Consider the following 24,298-nt stretch of genomic DNA (forward strand, 5'->3'; position numbering starts at 1 on the left):
CGTAATCCAGATTGAAAATAATCTACCTTGGATTACGATCTGAATTTCTTAAAATTATCGGTAGAGACGAGACAAAAGGGTAAAAAGAAATCATTGCAAAGTCTTTATCAAGAGCCTATTTTTAAATATAATCTGCCCACCAAAGTAGTTGAAAATGAAACCGTTAGATTGGTTTACGTGCTGCCAAAATTTTCGATAAGCAATGACCGCAGGGCGGTTTTAGAGATCAACGAAAAGAACGGGGAAAGGCACTTAAAATTAAAAATATCGCATAGATTTATCAATAACCCAAATTAACTTAGATATGAAAAGAATAGCCATTTTTTCGTTAGTAGCACTTTTTCTGTCCTGTGCTGGGAAACAAGATCTTTCGCCGAGCGAAACTTCAAAAATCGTGGTGGAAAGTTTCTACAATAAAGATAATACAACCCTAAAGAAACATACCACCCCCGAAGGTTTTGAAGGTCTAAAAATGATACAGGATTTGATGACCGCAGGCAAATCAGGGGATTCCAATTTTAAAGTTTTGGAAGAAACTTCCGATGATAAGACCGCTTGGGTAAGGTTTACAACCTCTTATGAAGAAAATCCTGAATTATTCAAACTGCTTAAGGTAGATGGTCAATGGAAGGTTACGCAGCAAGGGCCAAGGGAGAAAGGGCCGTTTTGAAATAGTTACATTTGTGGAATTACCGTTTCCTTCAACCAATGGAACGCAGCTTTTTGATCGTATTGGATTTCCGGCCGTAACAAGCCTTCCATATCACCTTCAAAAGATGCATCGTTTTCTTTGGCTTCCATATTTAGGAGGAACTCTTTTTGTGAAGGGACTTTGCCAACGGAAAATTCCATATAAGCCTTAAAGCACTTGATAATTTCATCAATGTCGATATCTACATTTTGTCTGGAATAATCCAGATCAAACAAATCCCTTCCTTTACTTCGTTGATAGAGTGCCCTTAACTTCGTGCCCAAAAGTTCATTGATTTTATATGTTTTAATATCCGCTCTTCCCGAAAACCAGGGGTTATCTATATCAAACGAGAATTCCATCCACTTCAGTACCTTAAAATGTTCTTTGCAGTTGATCTCTATCTTGAGCCGGCGACGCTCATTTTCATATTCCGATGTAAAACGGTACAGCGCTTTTGCTCCGTGCCCCCTTTTACCTGTGTACGCCTATCTTCCTCAAAAAAAGTAATGACCTCGCCTATGCGCTTCATAATGGGTTTGATAGGGCCTTCCTTAACCTGTACAAGGTCAATATCCTCGGAATACCTTGGAGCGGGGTTGAGATAAAGTTTATGTAAGGCTGTACCACCACGGAAAGCGAGGTTCTCCCTCAAAAAATCATCGTCAAAAATTGCCACCAATGCTCGGCTAATGACTAATCCTGTTCAACCTGTGCAAATTCTTTCCAAGGTGCGTTTTCCCGCCATTGGGCTATATAAGGTTTTGAAATCATAAGTCGCTTTCTAACTGTAGGTTGGTATCTACCTTCCATTTATTATCCACCGAACCAGGTCGTTGTTGGTTGGTCGGCTTCAATAAAACCGGATGTATTTTTTGATTTTCCAAATGTTGAAAAATTAAATTGGACAAACTATTCTCTTGATCTATTTCATCCAATAAAAAACCCAGTCGTTGGAGTGTTGCCTTATTGCCATACCAACTCAATAAATCATCAAGATCATTATGGGTAACTTCTTCCAACAATTCTTCGATGGTGGATAGCATCCGGTTCAGCCCCCCCAATTTATTTTGATAATGCACCAAGTCTGCCAAGGTCAACGCCGGACTGGAAATATGATAAATACCGGCATCTGATTTTTTGGAAAGTATATTTTTTTCCGGCCAAGCGGAAGTAGTCAAAAACCGGATATTAATGGCCGACTTTTGAATATTCAATAGTTTGGGAGTTACTGTCATTACATAATCGCGCTGGGCTTGTTGATGGCTTGCACCATAAGCTTTTGCGGCACTATAAAAACCCAAATAATAACTACGGTCTAAATAATCAAAAAGTTTATCGATATAGAGACTTATGGGTAGTTTTCCGAAATTGGAATATCTGGGAGTGAGTATTAGGTAAAAACCTTTTCTTAAATTAATGACTTTGTTCTTTTCAATTAAATGAGCCAATTCCAGCCAAATTGCATTTTTGCTCTTCGTGGTCTTTTCCAATAGTTCATCAAGGGAAAAAGAATATTCTTCCACAGACAGCAATTTATCAATATATTCCGCTACCATAACTTTAGTAATTATTAGAGCAATATATAGTTTTTAGACATAAAACTAAAATAAATACTATTAAAAGCTCAAGATAATGCGTAGTTGTGCGCTAACCCACACAGTTGCTTATAGCAAAAGTTGTGCTGACGCTTTTATCTTTCGTTCAGGTTTTCGATTTAAAGATCAAATTGTCCACTTCCAAATATTTCCGTTTCATAAGACTTAAAGCAAAAGCTCCGGCAGAAGCAGTAAAAACAGAAAAATCAAAAGCTCCTTTTATTCCGGTTGAAAAGGTCATTGACAAAGCAAACAGTAAAAGTAGCAATCCGCTCAATTTTGCAAACAGTTCCGTCTTAAATCCGATTATCAAAAAAACCGCAAAAATAATTTCAGCTCCTGTGGCCAAAATTCCGATGGTGGGGACGAGTGAATTCGGGATCCAAGGATTTATCAGTTGGGTATAGCCCAGAAAATTATCCCAATTGCCCCAAACAGAAACATTTTTGCTCCATATTCCGAACCTGTCGGCCACTGCCGATAAAAATCCGAATGAAATTGCCAATCGCAAAAAGAGCTTGATTATCTTAACAGTCATATTTATATACTTAAAAATTCCATTTTTCGATCAGGTTTGGTAAAACGCATCACAACTAGGCATCATCAGAAAGGGTATCTGGCTCAATATGAATCAAAATATTCATTAATTGGGGGAGTTCATTATGCAATCTATCTTTCAGTTTATGCGCAAGGTCGTGGCCTTCTTCAACACTTATTTTTCCATTGACGGTGGCGTGTAGATCCAAATGGTACTTCATCCCTGCTTTACGGACAAAGCATTTCTCCGTTCCCAATATTCCATCTACTTTTAGTGATACGTCACAGATTTTCTCTACCAGATCATCATAAACGTGTTCGTCCATTATTTCGCCAAGTGCTGGCCTGAAAATAAGGTAGGAATTGTACAAAATAAAAGCAGATGCAAAAAGTGCCGCCCAATCATCGGCAGTTTCATAACCCTTTCCAAAGATCAATGCAATACTGATACCAATAAAAGCGGTAACTGATGTAATGGCATCGCTTCGGTGGTGCCACGCATCGGCTTTGAGCGACGAACTGTTCGTTACCGCCGCTTTTTTGGAAACATAGCGATAAGACCCTTCTTTCCAAATGATGATTACACCAAGAACAATGAGTGTCCAAGCTTTAGGGACTTTATGCGGAGTTTGTATATTGATGATACTTTCATAAGCGATAATGGTAGCAGAGGTCACCAAAAAGGCAACCACCAAAAAGGTAATCAAAGGTTCTATTCGGGTATGACCATAGGGATGGTTTTTATCTGGTGGCCTCTGTGCGTATTTTAAACCTAAAAGAACAAATGTTGAAGAAAAAATATCAGCGGTAGATTCAATGGCATCAGCTATTAAAGCGTAAGAATTTCCTAAAATACCGGCACTTCCCTTGATCAAGGCCAATAAAATATTGCCCACTATGCTAAAGTAGCTTGATTTTATTGCCGTTTCCTCGTTTGTAACACCCATTGACCGCCCGTTTTATTTAACAAATTCAGAACAATCGGGGGAAGGCTGATAGGTTCCTGCGCCTTGCTGATAAACGAGGGAGGCACCTAAATGCCCAGTGTAGCAAAGTCCGAAAAGTCCGGCAGCCAATAAAAGAAGGGAAAAAGGCCTTGCCAAGGATAAAAATCTCTTGGGCATAAATCGAAAGCCTATTATCAATGCCAATGCAACGGAATACGTGATAAGGCTAGCATAACCCCACCATTGGTGTTCTTGAAGCACCTCGGGATCACATATTTTCCTTACTTCAATGTCGTACGCCAATTCCCCGGTATAAATGGTAATCCAGCCACTCAACACTCCAATAAACAACATTACAATGGTCGTTTGACCTAAAAAAAGTTTATGACCATCATTTGAGAAAAAAGGCTTCAATAGTGCTGCTATTGAAGCCAATAATAGGGTAACAATAGGCAAATGGACGAGAAAAGAATGCCATAATTCTTCCCTCCATATTGAAGGAATTTCTGCCATTAAAATCAGTTTAAGACTTTAACAGAAATAGGCACGAGCTTATTACCCTTTTTTTCAACGGTAACCTCTACTTTGCCATCTTCTTTTAAACTGTCGAAGATAGTGGTGCTACCATCTTTGGTTAGGGTCGTTTCATCGGTAAAATAGAGTTCCAACAATTTATCATCTGAAGTCCTAACATAAATTTCTTTCTCTCCCGGCTCTACTGTTTCGGCAACACCTTGATAAGTACCTGAATCCACTATGTCGGTTTTCTTGTTTTCTCCGCAGGAATTCAATAAAAATAGGCAGCCGAATAGTGCAGTTAAAATTAATTTTTTCATCTTTTTTGAATTTTTAGTTTTTCAAAGTTACTAAAATATCGTTCAAATGCTTATCAATATTGATAATTGATTGATGAATTTATAGAACCATCAAATAATAATCACAGAAGACAAGTGTAAGAAATATATTACATTTAAGGTTTTTTTAGAATCTTCAAAATAATTTATAAAAAACTCGGTTACCTTACGTATGAAAAATTGGTTATTAAGTATAAGTTTTGGTTTGCTTTCTTGTTTTTACTCAAATGCCCAGGATATTTTTGGAAAGTGGGAAACATACAATCGTCACACCGGCGAAGTTCGCTCTATAGTAGAGGTCTTTCAAAAAAACGGAAAAGTATATGGCAAGGTTTTACGGATTATGGATAAAGAAGACCGCGATAACCTTTGCACCGAATGTGAAGGAGACGACAAAAACCAGAAAATAGAAGGCCTTGTTTTAATGAAAAATTATGAGAAGGACGGAGAAGAATATGTTGATGGGACAATTACCAATCCGAATGACGGAAAAGTTTACCGGTCAAAAATATGGCTCGATGAAAATGACCCCAATATTTTGAACGTTCGGGGCTACATTGGCTTTTTCTATAAAACAATGGAATGGGAACGGATGACGGAGTAGAAATGATGCATAACTTCATTTTTCAAATATCGACCTCGCCTCCTCATAAACCCGCTCAAAATGAGCCTCTAAATCTGCTTGAGAAAGCTGCTTTATCTTTAGAAACCTTGATCCGTTATCCCTTCACAAGCTGAACTTCTTAAAAATCATCAATTAACAGGTTTAGATTAGTTTTGACACAAAGGGAAATTTATGATTAAAAATTCTCCTTAAATTTGGAGACCACCCATAAGACAGTTATATATTGGCCAAAATTTGAAAATTAATGATACCACGGGATTTAAGTAAAGACATAAAAACTAGGCTTCAAAGTATCAATGGGCAGATAAACGGACTCATAAATATGCTGGATGAGGATACTGACCCCGATAAGATATTGATTCAGTTTAAAGCAGCGCAGAAAGGACTGGACAAAGCGTACTTTCTTTTACTGGATGTGACCTACCGAAAGGCGCTGGCCATAAAAATATCCGAGACCGTGGAAGCCTGTCCCGGAGATTGTGGTAATGAAGACCGCATTGAATTTATACGGAAACAGTTCCCGGACTTGGAACTCGACACGCTTACTTCCCAAATGAAAGAAATCGATGCACTTAGAAAAAGGATCGATGGTAATGACTTAGATAAGGATGGATCATCCTAAATCTTTTAGAAAAAATTAATCTTCTATTGCCAACGGATAAAGGGCTTACTAAAAAGTAGGTCCTTTTTTTGTTTTCTTATTTGGAGACCACCCGGCCCTTGAGCCTACCTTTGGATTGTTGATTTTGATCAAATAGCAACAGAAAGGATTTATAAATAGTAAAAAAAGAAAGAAATGAAACGTAAAGTAGAAGTTTTTACCGCCAATTGCCCAGTTTGTGACCCGGTCGTAAAAATGATCGAGGAACTGGCCTGTGGCAAATGTGAGATAACAACTTACGATTTGGTAAAGCAATGCGATGATAAAACCTGCCTTGCCAAAATGAATGAATATGGAGTACAAAAAATACCAGCGGTAGCCGTTAACGGAAAATTGCTGGATTGCTGTAAGGATTCGGCCATTACCAAGAAAAAATTGATGGAAGCCGGTATTGGACAAAAGTAAGTGACAAATATTGGGTGCGGCCTATTCTCAATAAATATCCTGTTGCCGTACCAACGGGATATCATTTAAAATCAAAACATTATGAAACCTTTAAATTCAGAACTACAACAATGTATCGATGATTGTAACGCCTGTATCACCGCGGCACGAATCTGTCTGGACCAGCATCTGGGCGAACCCGATATGAAGCAATGCCACCAGTTTTGCCTGGATTGCATTGCGCTGTGTACCGCCTGTGTTCAATTATTGGCAAGTCAGTCCAACTATTCCAAACGCGTATGTGCCATCTGTGCCGATCTATGTAAAGCCTGTGCGGATGAATGTGCAAAATTTGATAGCGAGATATGCCAACAATGTGCCACTAAGTGTAATCTTTGTGCGGAGAGTTGTCAAAAAATGTTAGCTTAGAATCTGAAAACTCAAAGAATATGACAATTTCCAAAGTGTTTTTCAGAATCATTTTTATATCCTTTTTTGGTCTATCCCCACTATCCACATTAAATGCTCAGGGGCACGGCCCGCTGTATGGTCTGCAAACCCCAACACTTGCCAAGGGCGGGGTCGATTTAAATGTCGCAGGAATGAGCTTGGGTACAGAAAACGAAACCTCTTATATGATGCGCTATCTGTTTTCTTATGGGATAACTGAAGATCTGCAGGTCAACCTGACCACGCCCACGATGATCGAGCGATTCGACAATGCCCCCAGAACTCGTGGTAATAGCAATATGCCCGCTAATGGGGATATCGAGGCCTCGTTGTGGTACCGATTTTTTTCCAATGCCTTTGGGGTTGGGAAACGGTTTGAATCTACCGCTATTTTAAGTGTATCGACCCCTACCGATGATGTGCGTGGTCAAGTGAATGTCGGTAATTCAGTGCACGGGGCAATTTCAACGGGTTATGCTTCCCGTACCTGGTATGCCTGGTTGGGCGGTGGCTATCAGTATTATTTTGAAAGGAACAAGGAGCAACTGGGGGACCTGCCCTATGCAAGTGCGGTGGTCGGGTACCGGCCCAATATCTTTAAGGGCGATTATCCAAAACCCGACTGGAGGGTCTTTGTGGAATCCCTTGCTGAATTTCCCGGGGATAACCAATATCTGGGACAGCAGGACTTTAATGGTTCACGAAGTAAAAAAGTATTGGTGGGACCTTCATTTCTAGGGCTGTACGGAGCTTGGGGGATTTCATTTGGTGCCCTGTTCCCTGTAGTCCAGGATTTGACCCCAAGTGCGGTAAAGGAAAAATACAGAGTATCAGTTAATTTAAGTTATTGGTTATAATAGAAACAAATTTTAAAAATCAAAGAGATGAAAAAAATAGTGATGATTATGATAGTTGCAACATTTGGAACTTTTAGTTCCTATGCACAACTTCAAAAAGTAGATCAGGAAGTTTTTGGGATGGACTGTGCCCCTTGTGCCTATGGCCTGGAACGTGGGCTTAAGAAAATGGACGGTCTGCAAAATGTAAGGGTGAGCTTGAATGACGGGAAAGCGTATCTGGAACTTTCTAAAAACAACAGTTTAAGTCTTAAACAAATTCAAGAGGAAGTAAAGAAGAATGGTTTCTCCGCCAAAAAAGCCGAAGTGGTCATTGAAGGGAAATTGATAAGTAAAGACGACAAAACTGAAATTCAGACAGATACGGAAACTTATAGTGTCATCAAAGACGCTTCTAACGGTTTAAGTTCAAAGTTGAAGCCCGGAACAGTAAAGGTAAAAGGAATTGTTCAGAATGAAGACGATAAAAATTTATCAGGTAATTGGAAAATTAGACTGACTGAAATTCTCTAATATTTTGAGAAAGAATACAAGAAGGAATCGGGATTTACCCGGAAATCAAAAGAAACGTAAAAGATGAATAGGTTTTTAATAATATTGTTTTTCTCCTTGATGCTTTTCAGTTGTAGGGAAGAGGGTAGGAAATGGACATTTGTAAAGAAAATAGAACTTCCGCAAAAAGCGCGGCCACTTGCAATGGCCAAAACTGGAGCGGATCTATGGTTTTCAGACCCGGACCGTTTTAGGTTGCTTAAAATAGACCTTAACGGAAAAGTGTTGGATTCGATAGTGGGCATCCAGCGCCCAATGAACATCGATTTCAACAAAGGCAAACTGTATGTCCCGGAATTTTTAACGGATACCATCTGGATTTTTGAAAACGGGAAAAAATATTCGCTGTCCCTTAACGCCAAACCCCAAGCACCCGCAGGACTCAACGTAAAGGGCGATACTATCGCAATAGCCGATTTTTACAATCATAGGATCATCCTTCAAATAAATGGGAAGGTCAGTTTTATAGGAAAAGAAGGCCACGATAAAGGGGAACTCTACTATCCCATAGACGTAAAGGTTCAGGATGATAAAATATATGTTGCAGATGCCTACAATAACCGTGTACAAGTATTTGATCTTAGGGGAAAAATTCTGAATGTTATTGGAGAGCAGGACGGCTTAAACGTAGCTTCGGCAATTGCATTTAATAAAAATGGTTTTGCCGTTACCGATCAGGAAAACAGTAGGGTACTGATTTACGATCTGAACGGGACGTTACAGCAAATCCTTACCACCAATATCAATTACCCAACAGATGTAATGTTTGATGGAAATATGCTGTACATCACAAATTTTAAGGAGAATTCAATTGTTGAGTATAGTATGCAGTCTTAGGAAACATTATTTAATTAATTGTGTAAATAGAAAATGGGTTCCAGTTCCCCTTGCTATTTTTTTTCAAATATAGACCGCGCCTCCTCATAAACCCGCTCAAAATTAGCCTCTAAATCAGCTTGGGTAAATTGCTTTGGTTCCTCGGGAAGCTCACGCTGAATCTGCTGCAATTTAAACTGGACTTTTTTATCCTTCCCGTCCGCATAGGTTATAAACTCGCCCTGTTTCAATCTAAAAAATACATCAGCCCTGATCTTGGGAATTTCCTTTTCCCCAGTGGTAACCCTTGTATCAAAATCTAAGTTATGCCCTCGGCTCACGCTTTTGGTCGGATCTTTTATGATTTCAAAAAAGCGTTCGTAGTATTTGGCGGTGTCCGGGTCGTTGACCTTTCCAAAAAATTGATAAGAAAGATTACTTAATATCGCCTTGCTTGCCTTATCGCCGTACATCATATCGTTCTGTATCTTGTCCTGCATTACGTAGATGGTGGCAATGTCATAACTCCGCAACGTTGCCGGGATCCGGTGCATATTCAATAGCCGTATGGTCGGGGCTTCTTCCATCAACAGAAACGATGGTTTGGAATTGCGCACACTCATTTGTTTGGTGATCGTATGGATTATTGTTGCAATGACGGGCGAATAGGAGGTTTCAAATTTTGGATTGTTCACAATCGAAATTACCGCAGGGTTATCTTCATTATTGATGTTGAGCGGCACTTCGTCTGCGGATAATGCCATAAAGATACGTTGGGTGCTTATCCGTTTTAGTGCATTGGCCAAGGTGCTTTTTACACCGGCGGTCTGCCGTTCGGAATCCTTTCCGCTTATAAAAGCGTCCGCCATTGCCCGTACTGTTGTGTTGGTTTCCAAAAACTGGATGAGACTGTCCGTGTCCAGATACTGATAAATGGCGATCAGATGCGGCAGGGTACAGAATTTTGGATAAGAGGTTTTTAGCTTCCAGATCAGTCCACCAATCAATCCTTCCGCAGCATCATTGAAAAATTTGGTCGTTCCCGAAGTTCCGGACTCCCTTTGCTCCAAAAGGTTCTCGATCAGCACCCGGGAAACCTCGTTTACGCTTTCCTCGTTCTCTAAATACCGTGGGGCAATAGGATTGACCCTATGGATTATTTTATCAAAGGAAATGACCTTAAAAGGGATTTCATTATCCTTAAAAAGAGGATATGCCATTTCGGTAAGTTCAAAGTCTTTATAGTCGTGAATGATCCCACAAAAACCTTCTTTTTGAAAGTGTTTCAGAAATCCATAAACAACGCTTTCGGTCTTGCCGCTTCCGGCAGAACCTATGATGGAAGCACCTCGCTTTACATTTTCCAATATAAAACTTCCCTTGCTCGTTGCAAAGCTTACACGATACTTGCTCTCGGCACTTTTTGGCTCGTCCGTTTTATGCAAGAAAACGTACAGTCCGGTATTAATGAGCATCAGCGGACAGATCAGCACCAATGAAATCATAATTATTTCATTGCTGCTCGATTGGTAAAATACCAAAGTCCCAAGCAAAATCACGTTTAAAATAAAGGCATAACGCGTCAATCTGTAGAGTATATAAAACAGCGTACTAGCTAAACCAATGATTGAGAGTACTGTTGTAAGATTGTCCAGTTGCATAATAAAGATTTAGATTCCGATGGAACTTGATTTGATGGCCACGTCCAAACCCTTGCGCAGCTTATTGAAAACCTTTAGGGCAAGCTGTGCTTGATTTGTCGGGATACTTGGCATTATCGGGATACCCGTTTCCCGCATCAACTTAAAAGCAATCGCTTTTTCATTGGTGGGCAGTTTCATCAACGAGGCAAAATAGATTTTTGGGTTTTTAATAAAATCCTTCCTCGCCTTGTAGGTCTCTGTGAAGTTTCTTTGGTAGCCAAACGTCCTGTCAAAGGTCTTTTCGGCATTTTCAAAAAACTTGTCCCGGTCGAAACCCCGTTTGACTTTCTTACCGTTCATCTCGACATCGGAGGCTTTGTATTTGCTCCCGGGCGAAAGGCTGAACGAATTGGATGTATCCTTGCGGCTCACGATGATATGGATATGACTTTGGCTTCCAGCCTTTCGCATTCCCTGGACGATACGTTTCCCATCCTGTTGGTGTAGGGCTTGGCGTTCCAGTTTTGCGATTTCTTTTTCTCGTTTCCTAACACTTCCTTCCATCGAACCGCTTTCAATACTTCGGATCTCATTTTTTAGGTGCAATATTTTGGAGGCAAAAGGTTGGTTTTCCCTGATCTGTTTGTCCGTTCCCTTGAAGGTTCGTTGGTGCTCAATTTTTGCATAGTATTTTATATCATCGATAGTTACCGGTCGCCCATTGATTTCCCGGTTGAACGATTGCACATAATCTTTCATCAACTCACGGGTGTATTTTTTTAAGTCTTCGCTGCTGTTCTGTAACCGGTTCAATTCATACTTCGACGGACTGACCGTAATCGAATAGAATTTCGGTTCTTTCTTTTTTAATTTTGCACCATTTCCATCAATATCTTTTACCACTTCTTCCGCTGAAAATTCATCGCCATATTGATTGAAAAAGTGCTCCATTTCTTCCTGCTCCAGACCTTGGTTTTCCTTTTCCAAATAGCCCACAAAATCGGCCGAACTTTGGGAATAGTTCCCGCCCAATTTTTGAGGTGTGATAGTGATATACATAGCTCAAAAATTTACAGTTCGTTCTTTAGATTTTGCTTTTCGCGGAAGCGTACCTCCTTCTTTTCTTCCATAAATTTCTTCTCCAAGATCAAAGGTTTCTTTTTCGTTTCTTCGGTCTGAAAAAGGGATTCGATCATCGCCACGGTGGGTTTGGTTTGCGTCTTTTCCATATCCCGCATTATGGCGATTACGGCATTGATACGTTTCTTTAGATTGGCCTCGATCGTCCTTCCGGTCGGGCCCAGTTTTTCACGTGGCGAGATCTCGTTGTAGAAGAAAAAATCGAGCATCACAGCCATTGCCTCGGTGTGCGATTTGAAGTGTGCTTTTGAAAATTGCTGGAAACGTTTCGCCGTTTCCTTTTTGAATCTGATTCCGATAAATGAGTCCATAATTCGCCGATTTGTCGCAAATCCTTCCCTAAAAATGGGCGTTAACAGGGCATTTGTCGCAAATTGTAGAAATCTAAATAATCTACTGATTTTTAAGTGGTTAAAAATCAGTAGATTAACAAGGAATAGGAGTGCTTAACATCGCATCGCGTGTTACCCTCTTGCTACTCCTTTTCGTTCGCCACAGGCGAACCAAAATTTCGTACAATTTGGCTAAAAGCCAATTGCCAATTTCAGGGGAAAAATTTCCAGTTATGTAATTTTTCGATGGGCAGGGTTATCGGCGAAAGTCAAAAAATGGATACCCCTGCGTAAAATTGAATGCTGAATTTCAGCAAAATAAAGATAAGGTTTTTTATTGAATTGAAACCAACGGAATGAAAAAAGACCTCTGAAAATTCAAAGGTCTTTCCGTTCCTATTTGGCGCATCTCAAATATTAAACACATAGGTATAACTGTATAAATTCCGTAGTGCTTCCTCTTCGATCATCACATCAAAATTGGTGCAATGTTTTTTTGAATACTTTCGAATATCATCGCCAAATTTTTGCTCAACGTCGTTTTTTGAACTTTCCAAAAGGCGTTCTTGGGCTTCCCCGTTCAGGTCTGAAAAATTTAGATAAATCATAATTTTTAGGTTTTTGAAAGGGTTAATATTCGCTCGGCAGCATCAACGTATTATCCACAAAAAATAACCGTAGTTCATCGAGTGGAAAATCCGTTATCCGATAGCCGTGTTTTCCAAAAATGTTCCCGTTTCCATCGCCGTACGTTATTTCTGCTTCGTACCCAGAATAATCCTGTTTTTCCTTGGGCAACCTTTTAAAGTCGATAGTTATAAAATAGCTTTTGCCCATCAAGGTTTTGGCAAATGCCGATGTATCGGTTATCAGCCAAAAACATTCCGCAGCTTCCGCCAAATATTTTAGTCCGTTGGTGTATCGGGTTCTTAATAATGGGATTTGAAACACGGTTTCCGAACCGTGAAAATGTTGCAATCCCTCTTTGATTTCGTTAACTTGTGCTTTCATTGTGATTTCTATTTAAGGAGTTAATAATGAAAAAAGAGGGCTCAACTTTAGACGGAAACGCCCTCTTTAATTTTTAGATTAATCGGCTGAATTATTGCCGTTCTTAGTTCCCAACAAAAGGATTTCGTTGGCTTCCACTTCGGTAACATACCTTTTGATACCGTCCTTGTCCTCGTAGCTTCGGGATTTCAGTTTTCCCGTTACCCCGATTTCTTTGCCCTTTCCGGCATATTTCTCGATGATTTCGGCAGTTTTGCCCCAGGCTACAATCGTGTGCCATTCGGTATTTTGGACTTTTTCGCCCTCGCTGTTTTTGTAATACTCATTTGTGGCGAGTGAAAGACGGGCTACCTTTTTACCGCTTTCAAGGTTCGTAATTTGTGGCTCTTGGCCAACATTTCCGATTAACTGTACGTGATTTTTTAAAGTACTCATAATAAAAGAATTAAAGATTAATTAAAATACTACCCAAACCCTTCGGATAGTTTGGGTTTATATTTTTTTGAAGCGATTTACTTATTATATCCAGAGCGTTTTCCTTTTTTTGTTTTTTTAGTCCCGCTTTCTTTTTGATGTTTTTGTAAGATTTCATAATATTCGATTTAGATTTACTTCCCATAGAGCCGTCCGCTGTTACCTTTTTTTGTTGCTGATACATTTTCAATATTTGGAATTAATAAGGACTTATAAAAGGGAGGCACGACCGGTTATGCAGTCCGTTTAACTTCCAAATGTTGGTATTTTGCTTACAAAAAAACGGTTGGGACAGCGGCGGTTCGGGAGTAGGTCTAAATGCCTTTTGTGAAGTACGCAACCATAGGAAGCGGGACTAAATGATAAAATGGAATTCCTATCAGGCGGACTTAACTTTAAAGATGTAGATTGGGAATGAAGTGTTCCTGCCGTTTTTCAGGCAGGGTTAACGTAATGGAAATCGGAATCTTTAGAGTTGTGTCCAAGACCTTTGCAGGGAAGCTCTTTGCCCGGAATGCAGCTTTTCGCGAAATGGAGCGGCAATGTGCTGACCGGATTATAAAAACGGATTATCCTCTTAAAGTAGGATTTCAAGCGGATTTAACTTCAAAGGTGTAGATGGGAATGGAGCGTTCCTGCGTATTTCAGGCAGGTTTAACATAGTGTAAATCGGAAGCTTTGAAGTTGTGTCTAAGATCTTTGAAGGGAAGCTCTTTGCCCGGAATGCAGCCTTTCGCGAAATGCAACGGCAATGTGCTGACCGGCTTATGAAAACGGATTATCCTCTTGAAGTAGGATTTAAAGCGGACTTGACTTCAAAGCTGTAGATGGGAATGGAGCTTGGCCACTTCCCGGTTTTTCTCGGGAATGAGCGGGCAAGTGGAATGGAAATCGGAAGCTTTGGAGTTGTGTCCAAGACCTTTGTAATGAAGCGCTTTTCACGGAATGGAGCTTTTTCTGCGGAATGCAGGGGAATGGGCTGAGTGGGATTGCAAAGCCAACTTTCAAAACAAATTCTTTTCCTGAGAACAGGAAAAAATCCAGTTTAAGGTACTGGATAAACCTTTAATGACATTAAGCCATTTCATAGACAGCATCGAACAGTTTTTTGTCCAGCCGTTCCTGTTGCGAGAAGCTTTTCTTCAATGTATTGTGAAGCATTTGATTAAAAGCATTATAGCCTATCCATAAATTGGGGACTTCATTGAGCAGCAGGGCTTCATTATCCAGAATTTCAAGGACTTCACGGGATTTCTTTGAAGGATCATTGTTCTTATCACTACATTCGTACCGGAACAATTTTGTCCTTTCCAGAATTTCCTTCACAAATTCTTTGGTGTCGATGATCTTGAATTCCCTCATCCTGTCTAATTTCTTGGTAATTGTGTAAAATTCATTATCCAAGAACTTATCGAACAGATTGCTTAACCTTGGCATTATCAGGTCGGTATTGTTCTTACTATGTTTGATGGAGAACTCAATTTCCGCCTGTGAAACGTGCAGGCCATTGGAGCATACCTGCCGATAAAAGCCAAAATGGCCGGAAGTTTTTTCGCTCCCATCATAGGAATTCTTGAACCGCAGCATTGGCAGTATCAGGTCTTTTTCGTTCTTTACCGAGAATTGGCTGTTGTCATCGATGATAAAGTCGGTTATGAATGACCGGTCATCCCTATTGATCGTGCGCTTCTGATAGTTCAGCTCGGCATCGGTCAACATTTCTTCGGCTTTTTTGAAGAACAGTTCGTTCGGTACGTGGCCATAGCTGTTCGATACCACGTTGACAATCTTGCCATTTGATACAATGACATTTTCAAGCCCCCTTCGGGATTCCATCTGGGTCAGACTTTTCAAGGACTTCATTTCTGATGGAACGAAGATTTCATCCTGCTGTAAATTTGATAAATACATAACATTTGATTTTAGTTAAACAATTAATATTAAGCTAGAGCCAAACGGAAGATAAAATCTCGGCTCAAAAGGAAACGGAATAAAAGGAGTGAGGAACGAGCCCGGTTATGCCGTAGTCTTTTGATGGGAGTATTTTACGAGTTTACCTTTGCGCACATATTGATTGAATACTTTACCTCCCTTTTTTAAGGAAAAAAGAAAACCTACTCTTGCGAGTAGGCTTCCTGTTTAAAAGATTTAAAGTTACCTTAGAGTTCAAACTCTACAATTTGTTCCTCAATCTCGGATTTTCGTTCCTCCAAAGTGGACTGTAAGTGTGTTGTGACCAATTTGATAAGGTTCGTATTGGTCGTTTTAAACTCCAAATTGTGGGAATCCCGGATATAAAATGAAGCTGAATCCCCTTGGTTGTAGTTGAATTTCGTCAACTCGTTCAAGGTTTGGGATAACCGTTCCCGTTGGGTGGCCAATCCTCTCAGTTTTTCAAAATTTTGGATTCGATCATCCAAACTGATGGTAGCTTTTTTGGATGCTACCGCTTTTTCTGTAGAAGCGGTTTTTCCGATAGCTTCATCGGTCAGTTTTTTCTGTACTTCTTTTTTAACGGATGCATTTTCCTTTTTTGCAGTTCCGTTTTGTTTTACTGTTGTTGCCATAATTAAAATTTTTAAATTAAACATTATTTTAAATCGTTTTGGTAGCTTGTAAGGCAACGAGCAATACCAAAACAGGGCATTAACAGCCACAGGTAGGAAGGGGCAAGGTATGAGCGGTTATTTTTCGCAGAAAAATGTTCGGCATCCCGAAGGGCCTGGCCTTGACCAAGCGGTGGGATGTGGCTACATTTGCCCACGGTTTGGTTTTGGTTGCCTCAGCTGACCGAAACAAAAAATGACTTAACGCAGAAATTTATGGCTCAATAAAAAACCAAAATCTGCAAAGGATTTGACGAGAAAAAATAAGAGTGCCGACTGGATTAGAACCTAAAAGCTGTTTTCCAAACCGAATTATTGATAATGCACCCTTGTTTCGGCCGTGTCCTTGGTGTTTAATTTAGTGCGTAACGAACGCATATCCGATGATACCTTTTGCTCGATAACCCGGGCATAGATTTGCGTTGTGGAAAGCTTGGTATGACCTAGCAATTTTGAAACGGTCTCAATGGGTACGCCATTTGAAAGCGTAACTGTAGTGGCAAACGTATGTCTGGCCGCGTGGAACGTAAGCTTTTTATTGATTTTTAGAATTATCGCTATTTCCTTCAAATATTTGTTGATTTTCTGATTGGAAAATACCGGAAGCAGCTTTTCTTGCTTGCTTTTAGGATCTTGGTCATATTTTTTCAGTATGTCAAGGGCTTTATCCAACAGTGGTATTTTTACGGCTTCATCGTTCTTTTCCCTTTTTGTAAATATCCAGTAATCTCCATCGATGCCTCGTACAATATGGTCATCGCAAAGTAATTTTACATCGATATAGGACAGTCCCGTATAACAGGCAAAAACAAATACATCCCTCGTTTTCTGGTGCATCACTTTTGAAAGCTGACCAGATTCCAAAACTTCAAGTTCCGACTGGGACAGAAATGCCCGTTGGTGTTTTGTGAACTTCAGCGAGAACCTTACAAAAGGGTCTTTTTCGATCCATTCCAACCGAAGGGCAAGGTTCATCATCTTTTTCAAGCGTTCCAAGTGTTTCATAACCCCATTGTTCTTTAGGGGCTGTGAACGGTTTATGGATTTTCCGTTACGTAGGAACTGTTCAAAATCAATGATGAATTTATAGGACAGTTGTTTCAGGAAAACGTCATTGGTCTTTAGTTTGTGCTTCAGATACCGTTTGATATAGCGTTCCGTAGTGAAGTAATTTTTCAAGGTGCCGGGTTTGAGTACCGAAACCATATTCTTATTGTGATAGAAAACCAGTTGAAGCAGCGTTTTGTGCTGTTCATCTTCCCCAAGATATCGGGCTTTGATGGCCTGGGCGGTAACGTATTTGGTTTCGCCCAGAAGCTGTTTGTGGCATTCCAATAAATCAGAGTACACCTGGTCAAGGTAAACGTTTAATGACTTTCCATCGGAAGTCCTTAGCGTTGACCTCTTGGAACGGGTATCCCAATAGGTAACCGATGTAGATCGTTTTAAACTGATTTCGGCACGTTTTCCATCGACCGTAATACGGGCATAAATAGGTGCAAAATCATCTTTTGCTTTGGCCATACTCAGCCAAAAATGAATGGTAAAAGTCTTGGAAGTCTGCATAAACTCTCGCTTTAAGTTAATAATCGATTTGTTTACGAAAGTCAAATCGCTGCGAAAGTCAAGTCTATTGAATTACCAATGTAGTGAAAATTCTGGTAACAATTTAGGTAACCGAATAGGTAACCTTTGAATTGATATTAAAGCCAATCTTATGATTTCAAGAAAAATGAAAATCATTGATTTTCATAAGATTAGCTATATTTTAGTGTCTATTGACACCGTAATTGTCGGGGTGGCAGGATTCGAACCTGCGACCTCCGCGTCCCAAACGCGGCGCGATAACCGGGCTACGCTACACCCCGATGGTTATCTTTGATTTTGATAAAAAAATCAATTCTTTTAAAAGAAAAAGCGGAGAGACAGGGATTCGAACCCTGGCAACACTTACGCGTTGACAGATTAGCAATCTGCTCCATTACCACTCTGGCACCTCTCCTAATTCTTTAATATCTTTATGAACACACAACCTTAAATTGCGGATGCAAATGTAATAGTTCACCTAGAACAATGCAACTATTTTTCTAATTATTTTTACAACTATTTAATACTTCCCTAGCAACCAACAAAATACTATTCGGGATATTCTATTCTTAAGTGGTAAATATTGGTCAGTTTTTGCTTTAATACCTTTTTAATAGACTCTATTTCTTTAAAAGTAATATTAGCATTTAAGAACTGATCTTCTTCTATTTGCTTATTTATAATTTTATCTACAAATTGATTGATGGTTGTAAACGTAGGGTTTTTTAAACTTTTAGAAGCTGCCTCTACAGAATCGGACATCATTAATATGGCAGTTTCCTTAGAATAAGGAATTGGCCCTGGATATTGAAAATCTTCCCTGTTTACAGTTTCATCTACCTCATAAGCCTTTCTGTAAAAATAATATACCAGAGAAGTTCCATGGTGGGTTCTTATAAAGTCAATCACACGGTCTGGAAGATTATTTTTCTTTGCCAATTCAATCCCTTCTATTACATGGTTTATAATAATTTTAGCACTCTCTACAGGAGATAATTCGTTATGCGGATTTACACTTGTAGTTTGATTTTCGGTGAAATATGCTGGATTATTCATCTTTCCTATATCATGGTACAAAGCTCCTACCCTAACTAGCATGGAGTTTGCACCTATTTCATTAGCTGCAGCTTCTGCCAAATTTGCTACTTGCAATGAATGATGAAACGTTCCTGGGGCTTTATCGGAAAGCTCTTTAAGTAATTTTGAATTGGTGTCAGATAATTCTAACAAAGAAACATCGGAAACTAAAGAAAAAAGCTTTTCATAAATATAAATTAAAGGAAATGCAGCAAGTGTTGCCAATCCATTTAAAACAAACAATCCGAAGGTAACCCAATGAATTGTTTCAAAATTCCCCTCATGAATTACATAGAAAGCGAAATAAGCAATTATATACACTAAGGTTATTTGTCCTACAGAAATAAATAAATTAGCTCGTTTATGAAGTTCTGAGATCGTTTGTATTGTTACAATTCCCGCTATAATTTGTAAAAAAACATATTCAAAACTATTTGGAACTATAAAACCGAGTAATAAAACCGTTAATACGTGTGTAAACAACCCTAAGCGAGGATCGAAAAACGCTTTTAAAATTAATGGCATTATACAAAGTGGGACCACATATACATACTGTGCATTGAATTTAACCACGGTTGTGGTTAAGAAAATCATGACTAAAATATTAAAGAATATAAAAGTAACTTTATTGTTATTTATAAATACATCTGGTCGGTATTTTTGTAAGAATAACAAGAGCATAAACAGTGTAAGTCCTACTAAAATGGTGTAGCCAAAAACAATCCAATTGTAATTATTTTCATTCCATAGTTTCGATTGATATTCCTTACGAAGCGAATTAAGAATATTATATTTCTCTCCTTCAACTACCTCTCCTTTTGCTACAATTCGTTTTCCTTTATCAATATTGCCTCTTGTAGTGGTTACTTTAGCTATTTCTCGCTCCAATGTTTTTTGAGTTAAACCTTCATCAAAAAAAACATTTGGTTGAATAATATCAAAGTAAATACTACTATAAGATTCTTTATATTCAGTAATATTTTTTTCTGATAAAAAGGCGGTAATCACTCGGTCTAACTGACTTAACTTTACAAAGCTTCCGTATAAAATAGTTCGTTCTTCATTTCCTTTAACAACATTTACAACTTTATCTCCATTGTAATCTGTACTATTTTGAACTACCCCTTTCTCATAAATTGTATTTAGCAATTCTTTTCCGTAGGATTGCAATTGCTTCAATTCTCCATTACTAATATTTTCAGAAGAAAAATAAGAAGAAAATTTCTCGTCATATCCATTAAAAACGGCATCTCTAACAGCATTCTCATACCTAAAATAGTCAGGATGATTCGCTTTTATAGCTGCTTTATCACTTTTAATTTCGGCATCTGTTTTATAAATAGCAAAGTCAAAGGGAGCATATAAAGTTTCATACTGCCATAGCTTTCCCTTCTGAAAATCGTACTTAAATTTACCTCCCTTCGGAAATAAATACACTATAAGCACTATGGTGGCTATAAATAAAAACCCCTTGTAAATTAAAGATTGATTTTTATAAAAATTGTCTAAAATATGCTTCATCCATTAGGTATTGATATTCAAATGTAACAAAAAATAGTATCCTTATCAGCATTTATTAAAAACGAACTTTTTGTGATTATCTTTTTAATTTGACTAAATTCGCAACAACAAAACGAGTATTATAAAACCTTCAATATTAAAATAATCAATTTCTTCATTACATATTAGTTATTTTTATTATTGAAAGTTATAGGTAATAACCAGTAAGTATTGGTTCGTTATGCAAAAACAAAAACATGAAAAAAGTTGTAATAGTTTCGGCTGCTAGAACTCCAATTGGAAGTTTTTTAGGTTCACTTTCTACAGTTCCTGCTCCTAAATTAGGCGCAGTTGCTATAAAAGGTGCTTTAGACAAAATAAAATTAGATCCATCTTTAGTTGAAGAGGTTTTAATGGGTAATGTTGTGCAAGCTGGTGAGGGACAGGCTCCTGCAAGGCAAGCAGCAATCTATGCTGGTATTCCAAATACCGTTCCATGTACAACAGTAAATAAGGTCTGTGCAAGCGGAATGAAAGCTGTTATGCAAGCTGCGCAAACTATTGCTCTTGGAGATGCATCTATTGTTGTTGCTGGTGGAATGGAAAATATGAGTCAAATTCCGCATTATGTACATATGCGAAATGGTGTGAAATTTGGCCCAGGAAAAATGGAAGACGGACTCCAAAAAGATGGTTTAGTGGATGCTTACGACCAAAATGCAATGGGGGTTTGTGCGGATGCTTGTGCTACTGAATATAAATTTACTCGTGAAGATCAAGATGCTTTTGCTGTTCAATCTTACCAAAGATCCACAAAAGCATGGAAAGAAGGAAAGTTTGATAATGAAGTAGTTCCTGTTGAAGTACCTCAACGTCGGGGAGATGCTATTATAGTTAAGGAAGATGAAGAATATAAAAATGTAAAACTCGACAAAATACCGTCGCTTAGAGCTGCCTTTAGTAAAGACGGAACTGTAACTGCTGCGAATGCTTCTACAATTAATGACGGGGCTGGAGCAGTTGTTTTAATGAGTGAAGAAAAAGCAAAAGAACTAGGATTAACTCCTTTAGCTACCATAGTAAGTTATGCCGATGCTGCTCAAGAGCCTAAATGGTTTACTACAGCCCCAGCTAAAGCTTTACCAAAAGCACTTGCAAAAGCAAATTTAGAACTTGGAGACATTGATTTCTTTGAGTTTAATGAAGCTTTTTCGGTTGTTGGATTAGCAAATATGAAAATCTTAGGATTAAAAGACACCAATGTAAATGTAAATGGAGGTGCTGTTTCTTTAGGTCATCCACTAGGATGTTCGGGAGTTCGTATTTTAATAACATTACTTAATGTATTAGAGCAAAACAACGCCAAAAGAGGAGCTGCAGCCATTTGTAATGGTGGCGGAGGTGCTTCTGCAATTGTAATCGAAAGAAATTAATCCTATCTAATTAACATCAACTAAATGCAATACGGAATTTGTCATCTAAGTATTGTTCCTTTACGTAACGAACCACAACACACAGGAGAATTAAGTTCTCAAGTGCTTTATGGGGATCATTTTAAGGTGTTGGAACAAAGAAAAAAATGGAGTAAAATCCGCTTGGCTTTTGACAAATATGAAGGTTGGATTGAAAATGTTCAATACCAACTCATAGAAGAAGATTTGTACCATACTATCGATAAAGAACCTCAAGTTTTGTCGGCAGACTTGGTAGAGTTTGTTTACGATCAGCAAAACAATCTAATTCCAATTCCTTTAGGGTGTAATATCAAAACGGTTTCTTTTTTAGCCGCTAGTTTTGATGGAGAAAGTAAACATGGTATTTTTCCAAAAGGAAATATTATAGAAACTGCGTTTTTATATTTAAACACTCCTTATTTATGGGGAGGAAAAACGCCTTTTGGCATTGATGGTTCAGGACTAACACAGATGGTTTATAAATTAAATGGATATAAACTACCTAGAGATGCCGCCCAACAATCTAAACAAGGGGAAGCATTAAGTTTTATTGAAGAAAGCGAACCTGGGGATCTTGCTTTTTTTGATGATGAAGAAGGAAATATTGTACATGTTGGTATTATAATGATGGATAATTACATTATTCACGCTCACGGAAAAGTACGAATAGACCGGTTAGATCATACCGGAATTTTTAACGTCGACTCCAAAACACATACCCATAAATTAAGAGTTATAAAGAAAATAGTGTAGGTTTTTTATTTGGTTAATGGTTAATGGTTAATGGTTAATAGTTAATAGTTAATAGTTAATAGTTAATAGTTAATAGTTAATAGTTAATAGTTAATAGTTAATAGTTAATAGTTAATAGTTAATAGTTAATAGTTAATAGTTAATAGTTAATAGTTAATAGTTACAAAATTAAAAAATCCTACTGACACTTCTCTCTATTCTTTTCTCTATATTCTATATTCTTTCTTAATGAAGCAATATAATTTAGAAATTGACCAAGCTATGGAAGATTCCAAAAATGGACAAATGATAAAAGCGACTGATCTCAAAGCTAAAATCCAGAAATAGAGTTAGAAGTTTATTGGTTAGAACTTGCTGAAAATAAATTAGCAGATATTTATGCTTACTACTCAATAAAAGCTAATAAAAAGATAGCTAAGAAATTAATCAACGGTATTATCAATACAACTATTGGAATTGAGGAACAACCAGAAATCGGATAAATAGAAGTTAGCCTAAAACATAAAAATAAAGAGTTCAGATATTTTAAAAAATCATACTGAACTCTCTATATTCTTGTCTCTATATTCTATATTCTTTCTTAATTATTCTATATTCTTTTCTCTAAAAATCTTGATTCTTGATTCTTGATTCTAAATACTATATGCTTCCTCTACTTTTAACTCTCCAGAATTATCTTGTCTATTTTAGTAAGTTCCGTTTTTGTGAATTTTAGGTTGTTTAGAGCTTCAATATTATCTTTTAATTGAGAAACTCTACTAACTCCAATCAAAACAGAAGTTACGCGTTCATCTTTTAAAAGCCATGCTATAGCCATTTGTGCTAAACTTTGCCCTCGTTTTTCAGCAATTTCATTTAATCCTTGAATTTTAGCTATCAATTCAGGACTAATTCTAGAGGCATCTAAATAACTCCCTTCAGTAGCTGCACGCGAATCTTTTGGAATTCCTTTTAAATATTTTGCTGTAAGAATTCCTTGCTCTAAAGGAGAGAAAACAATACTTCCAATTCCTGTTTCTGTAAGCGCATCTAAAAGTCCGTCTTCCACCCAACGATCCATCATATTATATCTAGGTTGATGGATAAGAAATGGTGTTCCTTGTTCTTTTAAAATCTTAGCTGCTTTTTTAGTATCTTCAGCATTGTATTGAGAAATCCCAACATAAAGTGCTTTTCCCTGACGAACAATTTGGTCTAAAGCTCCCATTGTTTCTTCTAGTGGCGTATTTGGATCTGGTCTATGGTGATAAAAAATATCCACATAATCTAACTTCATACGTTTTAAAGACTGATCTAAACTAGAAATTAAATATTTTCTAGAACCAAAATTACCATAAGGTCCAGGCCACATATCCCACCCTGCCTTGGTTGAAATTATAAGCTCATCTCTATATTTTTTAAAATCTCTTTTAAAAATCTTACCAAAATTTTTCTCTGCCGATCCATATGGAGGCCCATAGTTATTGGCTAAATCAAAATGTGTAATTCCATTATCAAATGCTGTACGAAGTATCTTTGCGGCATTGTCAAAGTCGTCATTATCTCCAAAATTATGCCATAAACCTAAAGAAAGTAGTGGTAAATCTATTCCGCTTTTACCACATCTTCGGTATTGCATTTTTTCATATCTATTTTCTTCTGGCTTATATTTTTTCATTCTTTTTCTTTTAAAATCTTATTTATACTTATTTACTAGTCAATAATTCTTTAGACCTTAATTTTTTAAACCTTGAAATCATTTGCCTAGCC

26 protein-coding genes, 2 tRNA genes and 2 pseudogenes are annotated in these 24,298 nt (G+C 38.0%); 10 read left to right on the forward strand and 20 right to left on the reverse strand.

Features of this window, described 5'->3' with window-relative positions; all coding sequences use genetic code 11:
- Window positions 1-297: pseudogene (locus JOOMADRAFT_RS19885) on the forward strand (DUF4138 domain-containing protein); the annotation flags it as partial.
- Between the two features lie 7 nt (window positions 298-304).
- Window positions 305-670, forward strand: a complete 366-nt coding sequence (locus JOOMADRAFT_RS09330; protein WP_008612778.1) for a hypothetical protein — start codon at window positions 305-307, stop codon at window positions 668-670.
- A 5-nt stretch (window positions 671-675) separates the two neighbouring features.
- On the opposite strand, the pseudogene JOOMADRAFT_RS09335 reads toward JOOMADRAFT_RS09330, so the two are convergent.
- From JOOMADRAFT_RS09335 to JOOMADRAFT_RS09360, 6 genes and pseudogenes are all read right to left on the reverse strand, one after another.
- A pseudogene (locus JOOMADRAFT_RS09335) lies at window positions 676-1,370 on the reverse strand (nucleotidyl transferase AbiEii/AbiGii toxin family protein).
- A 91-nt stretch (window positions 1,371-1,461) separates the two neighbouring features.
- On the reverse strand, window positions 1,462-2,250 hold the full coding sequence (locus JOOMADRAFT_RS09340; protein ID WP_008612779.1) for a type IV toxin-antitoxin system AbiEi family antitoxin domain-containing protein: 789 nt from the start codon (window positions 2,248-2,250) through the stop codon (window positions 1,462-1,464).
- A 145-nt stretch (window positions 2,251-2,395) separates the two neighbouring features.
- The gene (locus tag JOOMADRAFT_RS09345; protein WP_040879652.1) at window positions 2,396-2,827 is read right to left on the reverse strand and encodes a hypothetical protein; all 432 of its coding nucleotides are present in this window, start codon (window positions 2,825-2,827) and stop codon (window positions 2,396-2,398) included.
- A 55-nt stretch (window positions 2,828-2,882) separates the two neighbouring features.
- Entirely contained in the window at window positions 2,883-3,773 is an 891-nt protein-coding gene (locus JOOMADRAFT_RS09350) for a cation diffusion facilitator family transporter (RefSeq protein ID WP_008612781.1), read from the reverse strand.
- Between the two features lie 12 nt (window positions 3,774-3,785).
- On the reverse strand, window positions 3,786-4,286 hold the full coding sequence (locus tag JOOMADRAFT_RS09355) for a DUF2231 domain-containing protein (RefSeq protein ID WP_008612784.1): 501 nt from the start codon (window positions 4,284-4,286) through the stop codon (window positions 3,786-3,788).
- Between the two features lie 5 nt (window positions 4,287-4,291).
- Window positions 4,292-4,609, reverse strand: a complete 318-nt coding sequence (locus JOOMADRAFT_RS09360; RefSeq protein ID WP_008612787.1) for a hypothetical protein — start codon at window positions 4,607-4,609, stop codon at window positions 4,292-4,294.
- Window positions 4,610-4,799: 190 nt separating this feature from the next.
- Between JOOMADRAFT_RS09360 and JOOMADRAFT_RS09365 the strand changes: the two genes are divergently transcribed.
- From JOOMADRAFT_RS09365 to JOOMADRAFT_RS09390, 6 genes are all read left to right on the forward strand, one after another.
- Window positions 4,800-5,231: a DUF2147 domain-containing protein gene (locus JOOMADRAFT_RS09365; protein ID WP_008612795.1), complete on the forward strand. Its 432-nt coding sequence runs from the start codon at window positions 4,800-4,802 to the stop codon at window positions 5,229-5,231.
- Between the two features lie 265 nt (window positions 5,232-5,496).
- Entirely contained in the window at window positions 5,497-5,874 is a 378-nt protein-coding gene (locus JOOMADRAFT_RS09370; protein WP_008612796.1) for a metal-sensitive transcriptional regulator, read from the forward strand.
- 174 nt (window positions 5,875-6,048) lie between these two features.
- Window positions 6,049-6,318 carry a thioredoxin family protein gene (locus JOOMADRAFT_RS09375; protein ID WP_008612800.1) on the forward strand — a complete coding sequence of 90 codons (270 nt, stop codon included), beginning with the start codon at window positions 6,049-6,051 and terminating at the stop codon, window positions 6,316-6,318.
- 428 nt (window positions 6,319-6,746) lie between these two features.
- Entirely contained in the window at window positions 6,747-7,604 is an 858-nt protein-coding gene (locus JOOMADRAFT_RS09380; protein ID WP_008612802.1) for a hypothetical protein, read from the forward strand.
- Between the two features lie 48 nt (window positions 7,605-7,652).
- Window positions 7,653-8,117: a heavy-metal-associated domain-containing protein gene (locus tag JOOMADRAFT_RS09385; protein WP_245547664.1), complete on the forward strand. Its 465-nt coding sequence runs from the start codon at window positions 7,653-7,655 to the stop codon at window positions 8,115-8,117.
- A 264-nt stretch (window positions 8,118-8,381) separates the two neighbouring features.
- Window positions 8,382-8,993 (forward strand): 6-bladed beta-propeller, encoded by a 612-nt coding sequence (locus tag JOOMADRAFT_RS09390; RefSeq protein WP_245547665.1) that lies wholly within the window; start codon window positions 8,382-8,384, stop codon window positions 8,991-8,993.
- Window positions 8,994-9,046: 53 nt separating this feature from the next.
- On the opposite strand, the gene JOOMADRAFT_RS09395 is transcribed toward JOOMADRAFT_RS09390, so the two are convergent.
- The 13 genes from JOOMADRAFT_RS09395 to JOOMADRAFT_RS09455 all read right to left on the reverse strand — a co-directional run bounded on the left by JOOMADRAFT_RS09395 (window position 9,047) and on the right by JOOMADRAFT_RS09455 (window position 20,363).
- A complete protein-coding gene (locus tag JOOMADRAFT_RS09395; protein ID WP_008612805.1) occupies window positions 9,047-10,633 on the reverse strand; it encodes a type IV secretory system conjugative DNA transfer family protein in 1,587 nt (528 codons plus the stop codon).
- Window positions 10,634-10,642: 9 nt separating this feature from the next.
- Window positions 10,643-11,674, reverse strand: a complete 1,032-nt coding sequence (mobB, locus tag JOOMADRAFT_RS09400) for a MobB family relaxase (RefSeq protein ID WP_008612806.1) — start codon at window positions 11,672-11,674, stop codon at window positions 10,643-10,645.
- A gap of 11 nt (window positions 11,675-11,685) precedes the next feature.
- The gene (locus tag JOOMADRAFT_RS09405) at window positions 11,686-12,066 is read right to left on the reverse strand and encodes a BfmA/BtgA family mobilization protein (RefSeq protein ID WP_008612808.1); all 381 of its coding nucleotides are present in this window, start codon (window positions 12,064-12,066) and stop codon (window positions 11,686-11,688) included.
- A gap of 431 nt (window positions 12,067-12,497) precedes the next feature.
- Window positions 12,498-12,695: a hypothetical protein gene (locus JOOMADRAFT_RS20520; RefSeq protein ID WP_008612809.1), complete on the reverse strand. Its 198-nt coding sequence runs from the start codon at window positions 12,693-12,695 to the stop codon at window positions 12,498-12,500.
- A 22-nt stretch (window positions 12,696-12,717) separates the two neighbouring features.
- The gene (locus JOOMADRAFT_RS09415; protein ID WP_008612810.1) at window positions 12,718-13,098 is read right to left on the reverse strand and encodes a DUF6876 family protein; all 381 of its coding nucleotides are present in this window, start codon (window positions 13,096-13,098) and stop codon (window positions 12,718-12,720) included.
- Window positions 13,099-13,176: 78 nt separating this feature from the next.
- On the reverse strand, window positions 13,177-13,533 hold the full coding sequence (locus JOOMADRAFT_RS09420) for a single-stranded DNA-binding protein (protein WP_008612811.1): 357 nt from the start codon (window positions 13,531-13,533) through the stop codon (window positions 13,177-13,179).
- 10 nt (window positions 13,534-13,543) lie between these two features.
- Complete coding sequence (locus JOOMADRAFT_RS09425) at window positions 13,544-13,756, reverse strand: hypothetical protein (protein ID WP_008612812.1); 213 nt, start codon at window positions 13,754-13,756, stop codon at window positions 13,544-13,546.
- An 890-nt stretch (window positions 13,757-14,646) separates the two neighbouring features.
- On the reverse strand, window positions 14,647-15,483 hold the full coding sequence (locus JOOMADRAFT_RS09430; protein WP_008612813.1) for a DUF932 domain-containing protein: 837 nt from the start codon (window positions 15,481-15,483) through the stop codon (window positions 14,647-14,649).
- A 248-nt stretch (window positions 15,484-15,731) separates the two neighbouring features.
- Window positions 15,732-16,139: a hypothetical protein gene (locus tag JOOMADRAFT_RS09435; protein ID WP_008612814.1), complete on the reverse strand. Its 408-nt coding sequence runs from the start codon at window positions 16,137-16,139 to the stop codon at window positions 15,732-15,734.
- Window positions 16,140-16,490: 351 nt separating this feature from the next.
- Entirely contained in the window at window positions 16,491-17,744 is a 1,254-nt protein-coding gene (locus JOOMADRAFT_RS09440; protein WP_008612815.1) for a site-specific integrase, read from the reverse strand.
- A 227-nt stretch (window positions 17,745-17,971) separates the two neighbouring features.
- Window positions 17,972-18,046, reverse strand: a tRNA-Pro gene (locus JOOMADRAFT_RS09445).
- Window positions 18,047-18,096: 50 nt separating this feature from the next.
- Window positions 18,097-18,180: transfer RNA gene (locus JOOMADRAFT_RS09450), tRNA-Ser, on the reverse strand.
- A 134-nt stretch (window positions 18,181-18,314) separates the two neighbouring features.
- Window positions 18,315-20,363 carry an HD family phosphohydrolase gene (locus tag JOOMADRAFT_RS09455; protein ID WP_008612816.1) on the reverse strand — a complete coding sequence of 683 codons (2,049 nt, stop codon included), beginning with the start codon at window positions 20,361-20,363 and terminating at the stop codon, window positions 18,315-18,317.
- A 236-nt stretch (window positions 20,364-20,599) separates the two neighbouring features.
- Here JOOMADRAFT_RS09455 and JOOMADRAFT_RS09460 point away from each other — a divergent pair, with 236 nt between their 5' ends.
- Both JOOMADRAFT_RS09460 and JOOMADRAFT_RS09465 read left to right on the forward strand, forming a co-directional pair.
- On the forward strand, window positions 20,600-21,775 hold the full coding sequence (locus tag JOOMADRAFT_RS09460) for an acetyl-CoA C-acyltransferase (RefSeq protein WP_008612817.1): 1,176 nt from the start codon (window positions 20,600-20,602) through the stop codon (window positions 21,773-21,775).
- Window positions 21,776-21,799: 24 nt separating this feature from the next.
- A complete protein-coding gene (locus tag JOOMADRAFT_RS09465; RefSeq protein ID WP_008612818.1) occupies window positions 21,800-22,549 on the forward strand; it encodes a C40 family peptidase in 750 nt (249 codons plus the stop codon).
- A gap of 658 nt (window positions 22,550-23,207) precedes the next feature.
- Here JOOMADRAFT_RS09465 and mgrA read toward each other — a convergent pair.
- Window positions 23,208-24,206, reverse strand: coding sequence for an L-glyceraldehyde 3-phosphate reductase (gene mgrA / locus JOOMADRAFT_RS09470; protein WP_008612819.1), 999 nt, complete (start codon window positions 24,204-24,206; stop codon window positions 23,208-23,210).
- Window positions 24,207-24,298: the final 92 nt, after the last annotated feature.

The sequence above is a fragment of the Galbibacter orientalis DSM 19592 genome (assembly GCF_000260115.1).
GTDB lineage: Bacteria > Bacteroidota > Bacteroidia > Flavobacteriales > Flavobacteriaceae > Galbibacter > Galbibacter orientalis.

What these genes read in the sequence shown, in the direction of transcription:
- JOOMADRAFT_RS09440 (WP_008612815.1), bottom strand. Translation starts at nt 17,744, where the DNA reads ATGCAGACTTCCAAGACTTTTACCATTCATTTTTGGCTGAGTATGGCC.
- JOOMADRAFT_RS09420 (WP_008612811.1), bottom strand. Translation starts at nt 13,533, where the DNA reads ATGAGTACTTTAAAAAATCACGTACAGTTAATCGGAAATGTTGGCCAA.
- JOOMADRAFT_RS09395 (WP_008612805.1), bottom strand. Translation starts at nt 10,633, where the DNA reads ATGCAACTGGACAATCTTACAACAGTACTCTCAATCATTGGTTTAGCT.
- JOOMADRAFT_RS09435 (WP_008612814.1), bottom strand. Translation starts at nt 16,139, where the DNA reads ATGGCAACAACAGTAAAACAAAACGGAACTGCAAAAAAGGAAAATGCA.
- JOOMADRAFT_RS09340 (WP_008612779.1), bottom strand. Translation starts at nt 2,250, where the DNA reads ATGGTAGCGGAATATATTGATAAATTGCTGTCTGTGGAAGAATATTCT.
- JOOMADRAFT_RS09345 (WP_040879652.1), bottom strand. Translation starts at nt 2,827, where the DNA reads ATGACTGTTAAGATAATCAAGCTCTTTTTGCGATTGGCAATTTCATTC.
- JOOMADRAFT_RS09355 (WP_008612784.1), bottom strand. Translation starts at nt 4,286, where the DNA reads ATGGCAGAAATTCCTTCAATATGGAGGGAAGAATTATGGCATTCTTTT.
- JOOMADRAFT_RS09415 (WP_008612810.1), bottom strand. Translation starts at nt 13,098, where the DNA reads ATGAAAGCACAAGTTAACGAAATCAAAGAGGGATTGCAACATTTTCAC.
- JOOMADRAFT_RS09370 (WP_008612796.1), top strand. Translation starts at nt 5,497, where the DNA reads ATGATACCACGGGATTTAAGTAAAGACATAAAAACTAGGCTTCAAAGT.
- JOOMADRAFT_RS09365 (WP_008612795.1), top strand. Translation starts at nt 4,800, where the DNA reads ATGAAAAATTGGTTATTAAGTATAAGTTTTGGTTTGCTTTCTTGTTTT.
- JOOMADRAFT_RS09385 (WP_245547664.1), top strand. Translation starts at nt 7,653, where the DNA reads ATGATAGTTGCAACATTTGGAACTTTTAGTTCCTATGCACAACTTCAA.
- mgrA (WP_008612819.1), bottom strand. Translation starts at nt 24,206, where the DNA reads ATGAAAAAATATAAGCCAGAAGAAAATAGATATGAAAAAATGCAATAC.
- JOOMADRAFT_RS09375 (WP_008612800.1), top strand. Translation starts at nt 6,049, where the DNA reads ATGAAACGTAAAGTAGAAGTTTTTACCGCCAATTGCCCAGTTTGTGAC.
- JOOMADRAFT_RS09380 (WP_008612802.1), top strand. Translation starts at nt 6,747, where the DNA reads ATGACAATTTCCAAAGTGTTTTTCAGAATCATTTTTATATCCTTTTTT.
- JOOMADRAFT_RS09330 (WP_008612778.1), top strand. Translation starts at nt 305, where the DNA reads ATGAAAAGAATAGCCATTTTTTCGTTAGTAGCACTTTTTCTGTCCTGT.
- JOOMADRAFT_RS20520 (WP_008612809.1), bottom strand. Translation starts at nt 12,695, where the DNA reads ATGATTTATCTAAATTTTTCAGACCTGAACGGGGAAGCCCAAGAACGC.
- JOOMADRAFT_RS09465 (WP_008612818.1), top strand. Translation starts at nt 21,800, where the DNA reads ATGCAATACGGAATTTGTCATCTAAGTATTGTTCCTTTACGTAACGAA.
- JOOMADRAFT_RS09455 (WP_008612816.1), bottom strand. Translation starts at nt 20,363, where the DNA reads ATGAAGCATATTTTAGACAATTTTTATAAAAATCAATCTTTAATTTAC.
- JOOMADRAFT_RS09425 (WP_008612812.1), bottom strand. Translation starts at nt 13,756, where the DNA reads ATGTATCAGCAACAAAAAAAGGTAACAGCGGACGGCTCTATGGGAAGT.
- JOOMADRAFT_RS09360 (WP_008612787.1), bottom strand. Translation starts at nt 4,609, where the DNA reads ATGAAAAAATTAATTTTAACTGCACTATTCGGCTGCCTATTTTTATTG.
- JOOMADRAFT_RS09460 (WP_008612817.1), top strand. Translation starts at nt 20,600, where the DNA reads ATGAAAAAAGTTGTAATAGTTTCGGCTGCTAGAACTCCAATTGGAAGT.
- JOOMADRAFT_RS09430 (WP_008612813.1), bottom strand. Translation starts at nt 15,483, where the DNA reads ATGTATTTATCAAATTTACAGCAGGATGAAATCTTCGTTCCATCAGAA.
- JOOMADRAFT_RS09350 (WP_008612781.1), bottom strand. Translation starts at nt 3,773, where the DNA reads ATGGGTGTTACAAACGAGGAAACGGCAATAAAATCAAGCTACTTTAGC.
- JOOMADRAFT_RS09405 (WP_008612808.1), bottom strand. Translation starts at nt 12,066, where the DNA reads ATGGACTCATTTATCGGAATCAGATTCAAAAAGGAAACGGCGAAACGT.
- mobB (WP_008612806.1), bottom strand. Translation starts at nt 11,674, where the DNA reads ATGTATATCACTATCACACCTCAAAAATTGGGCGGGAACTATTCCCAA.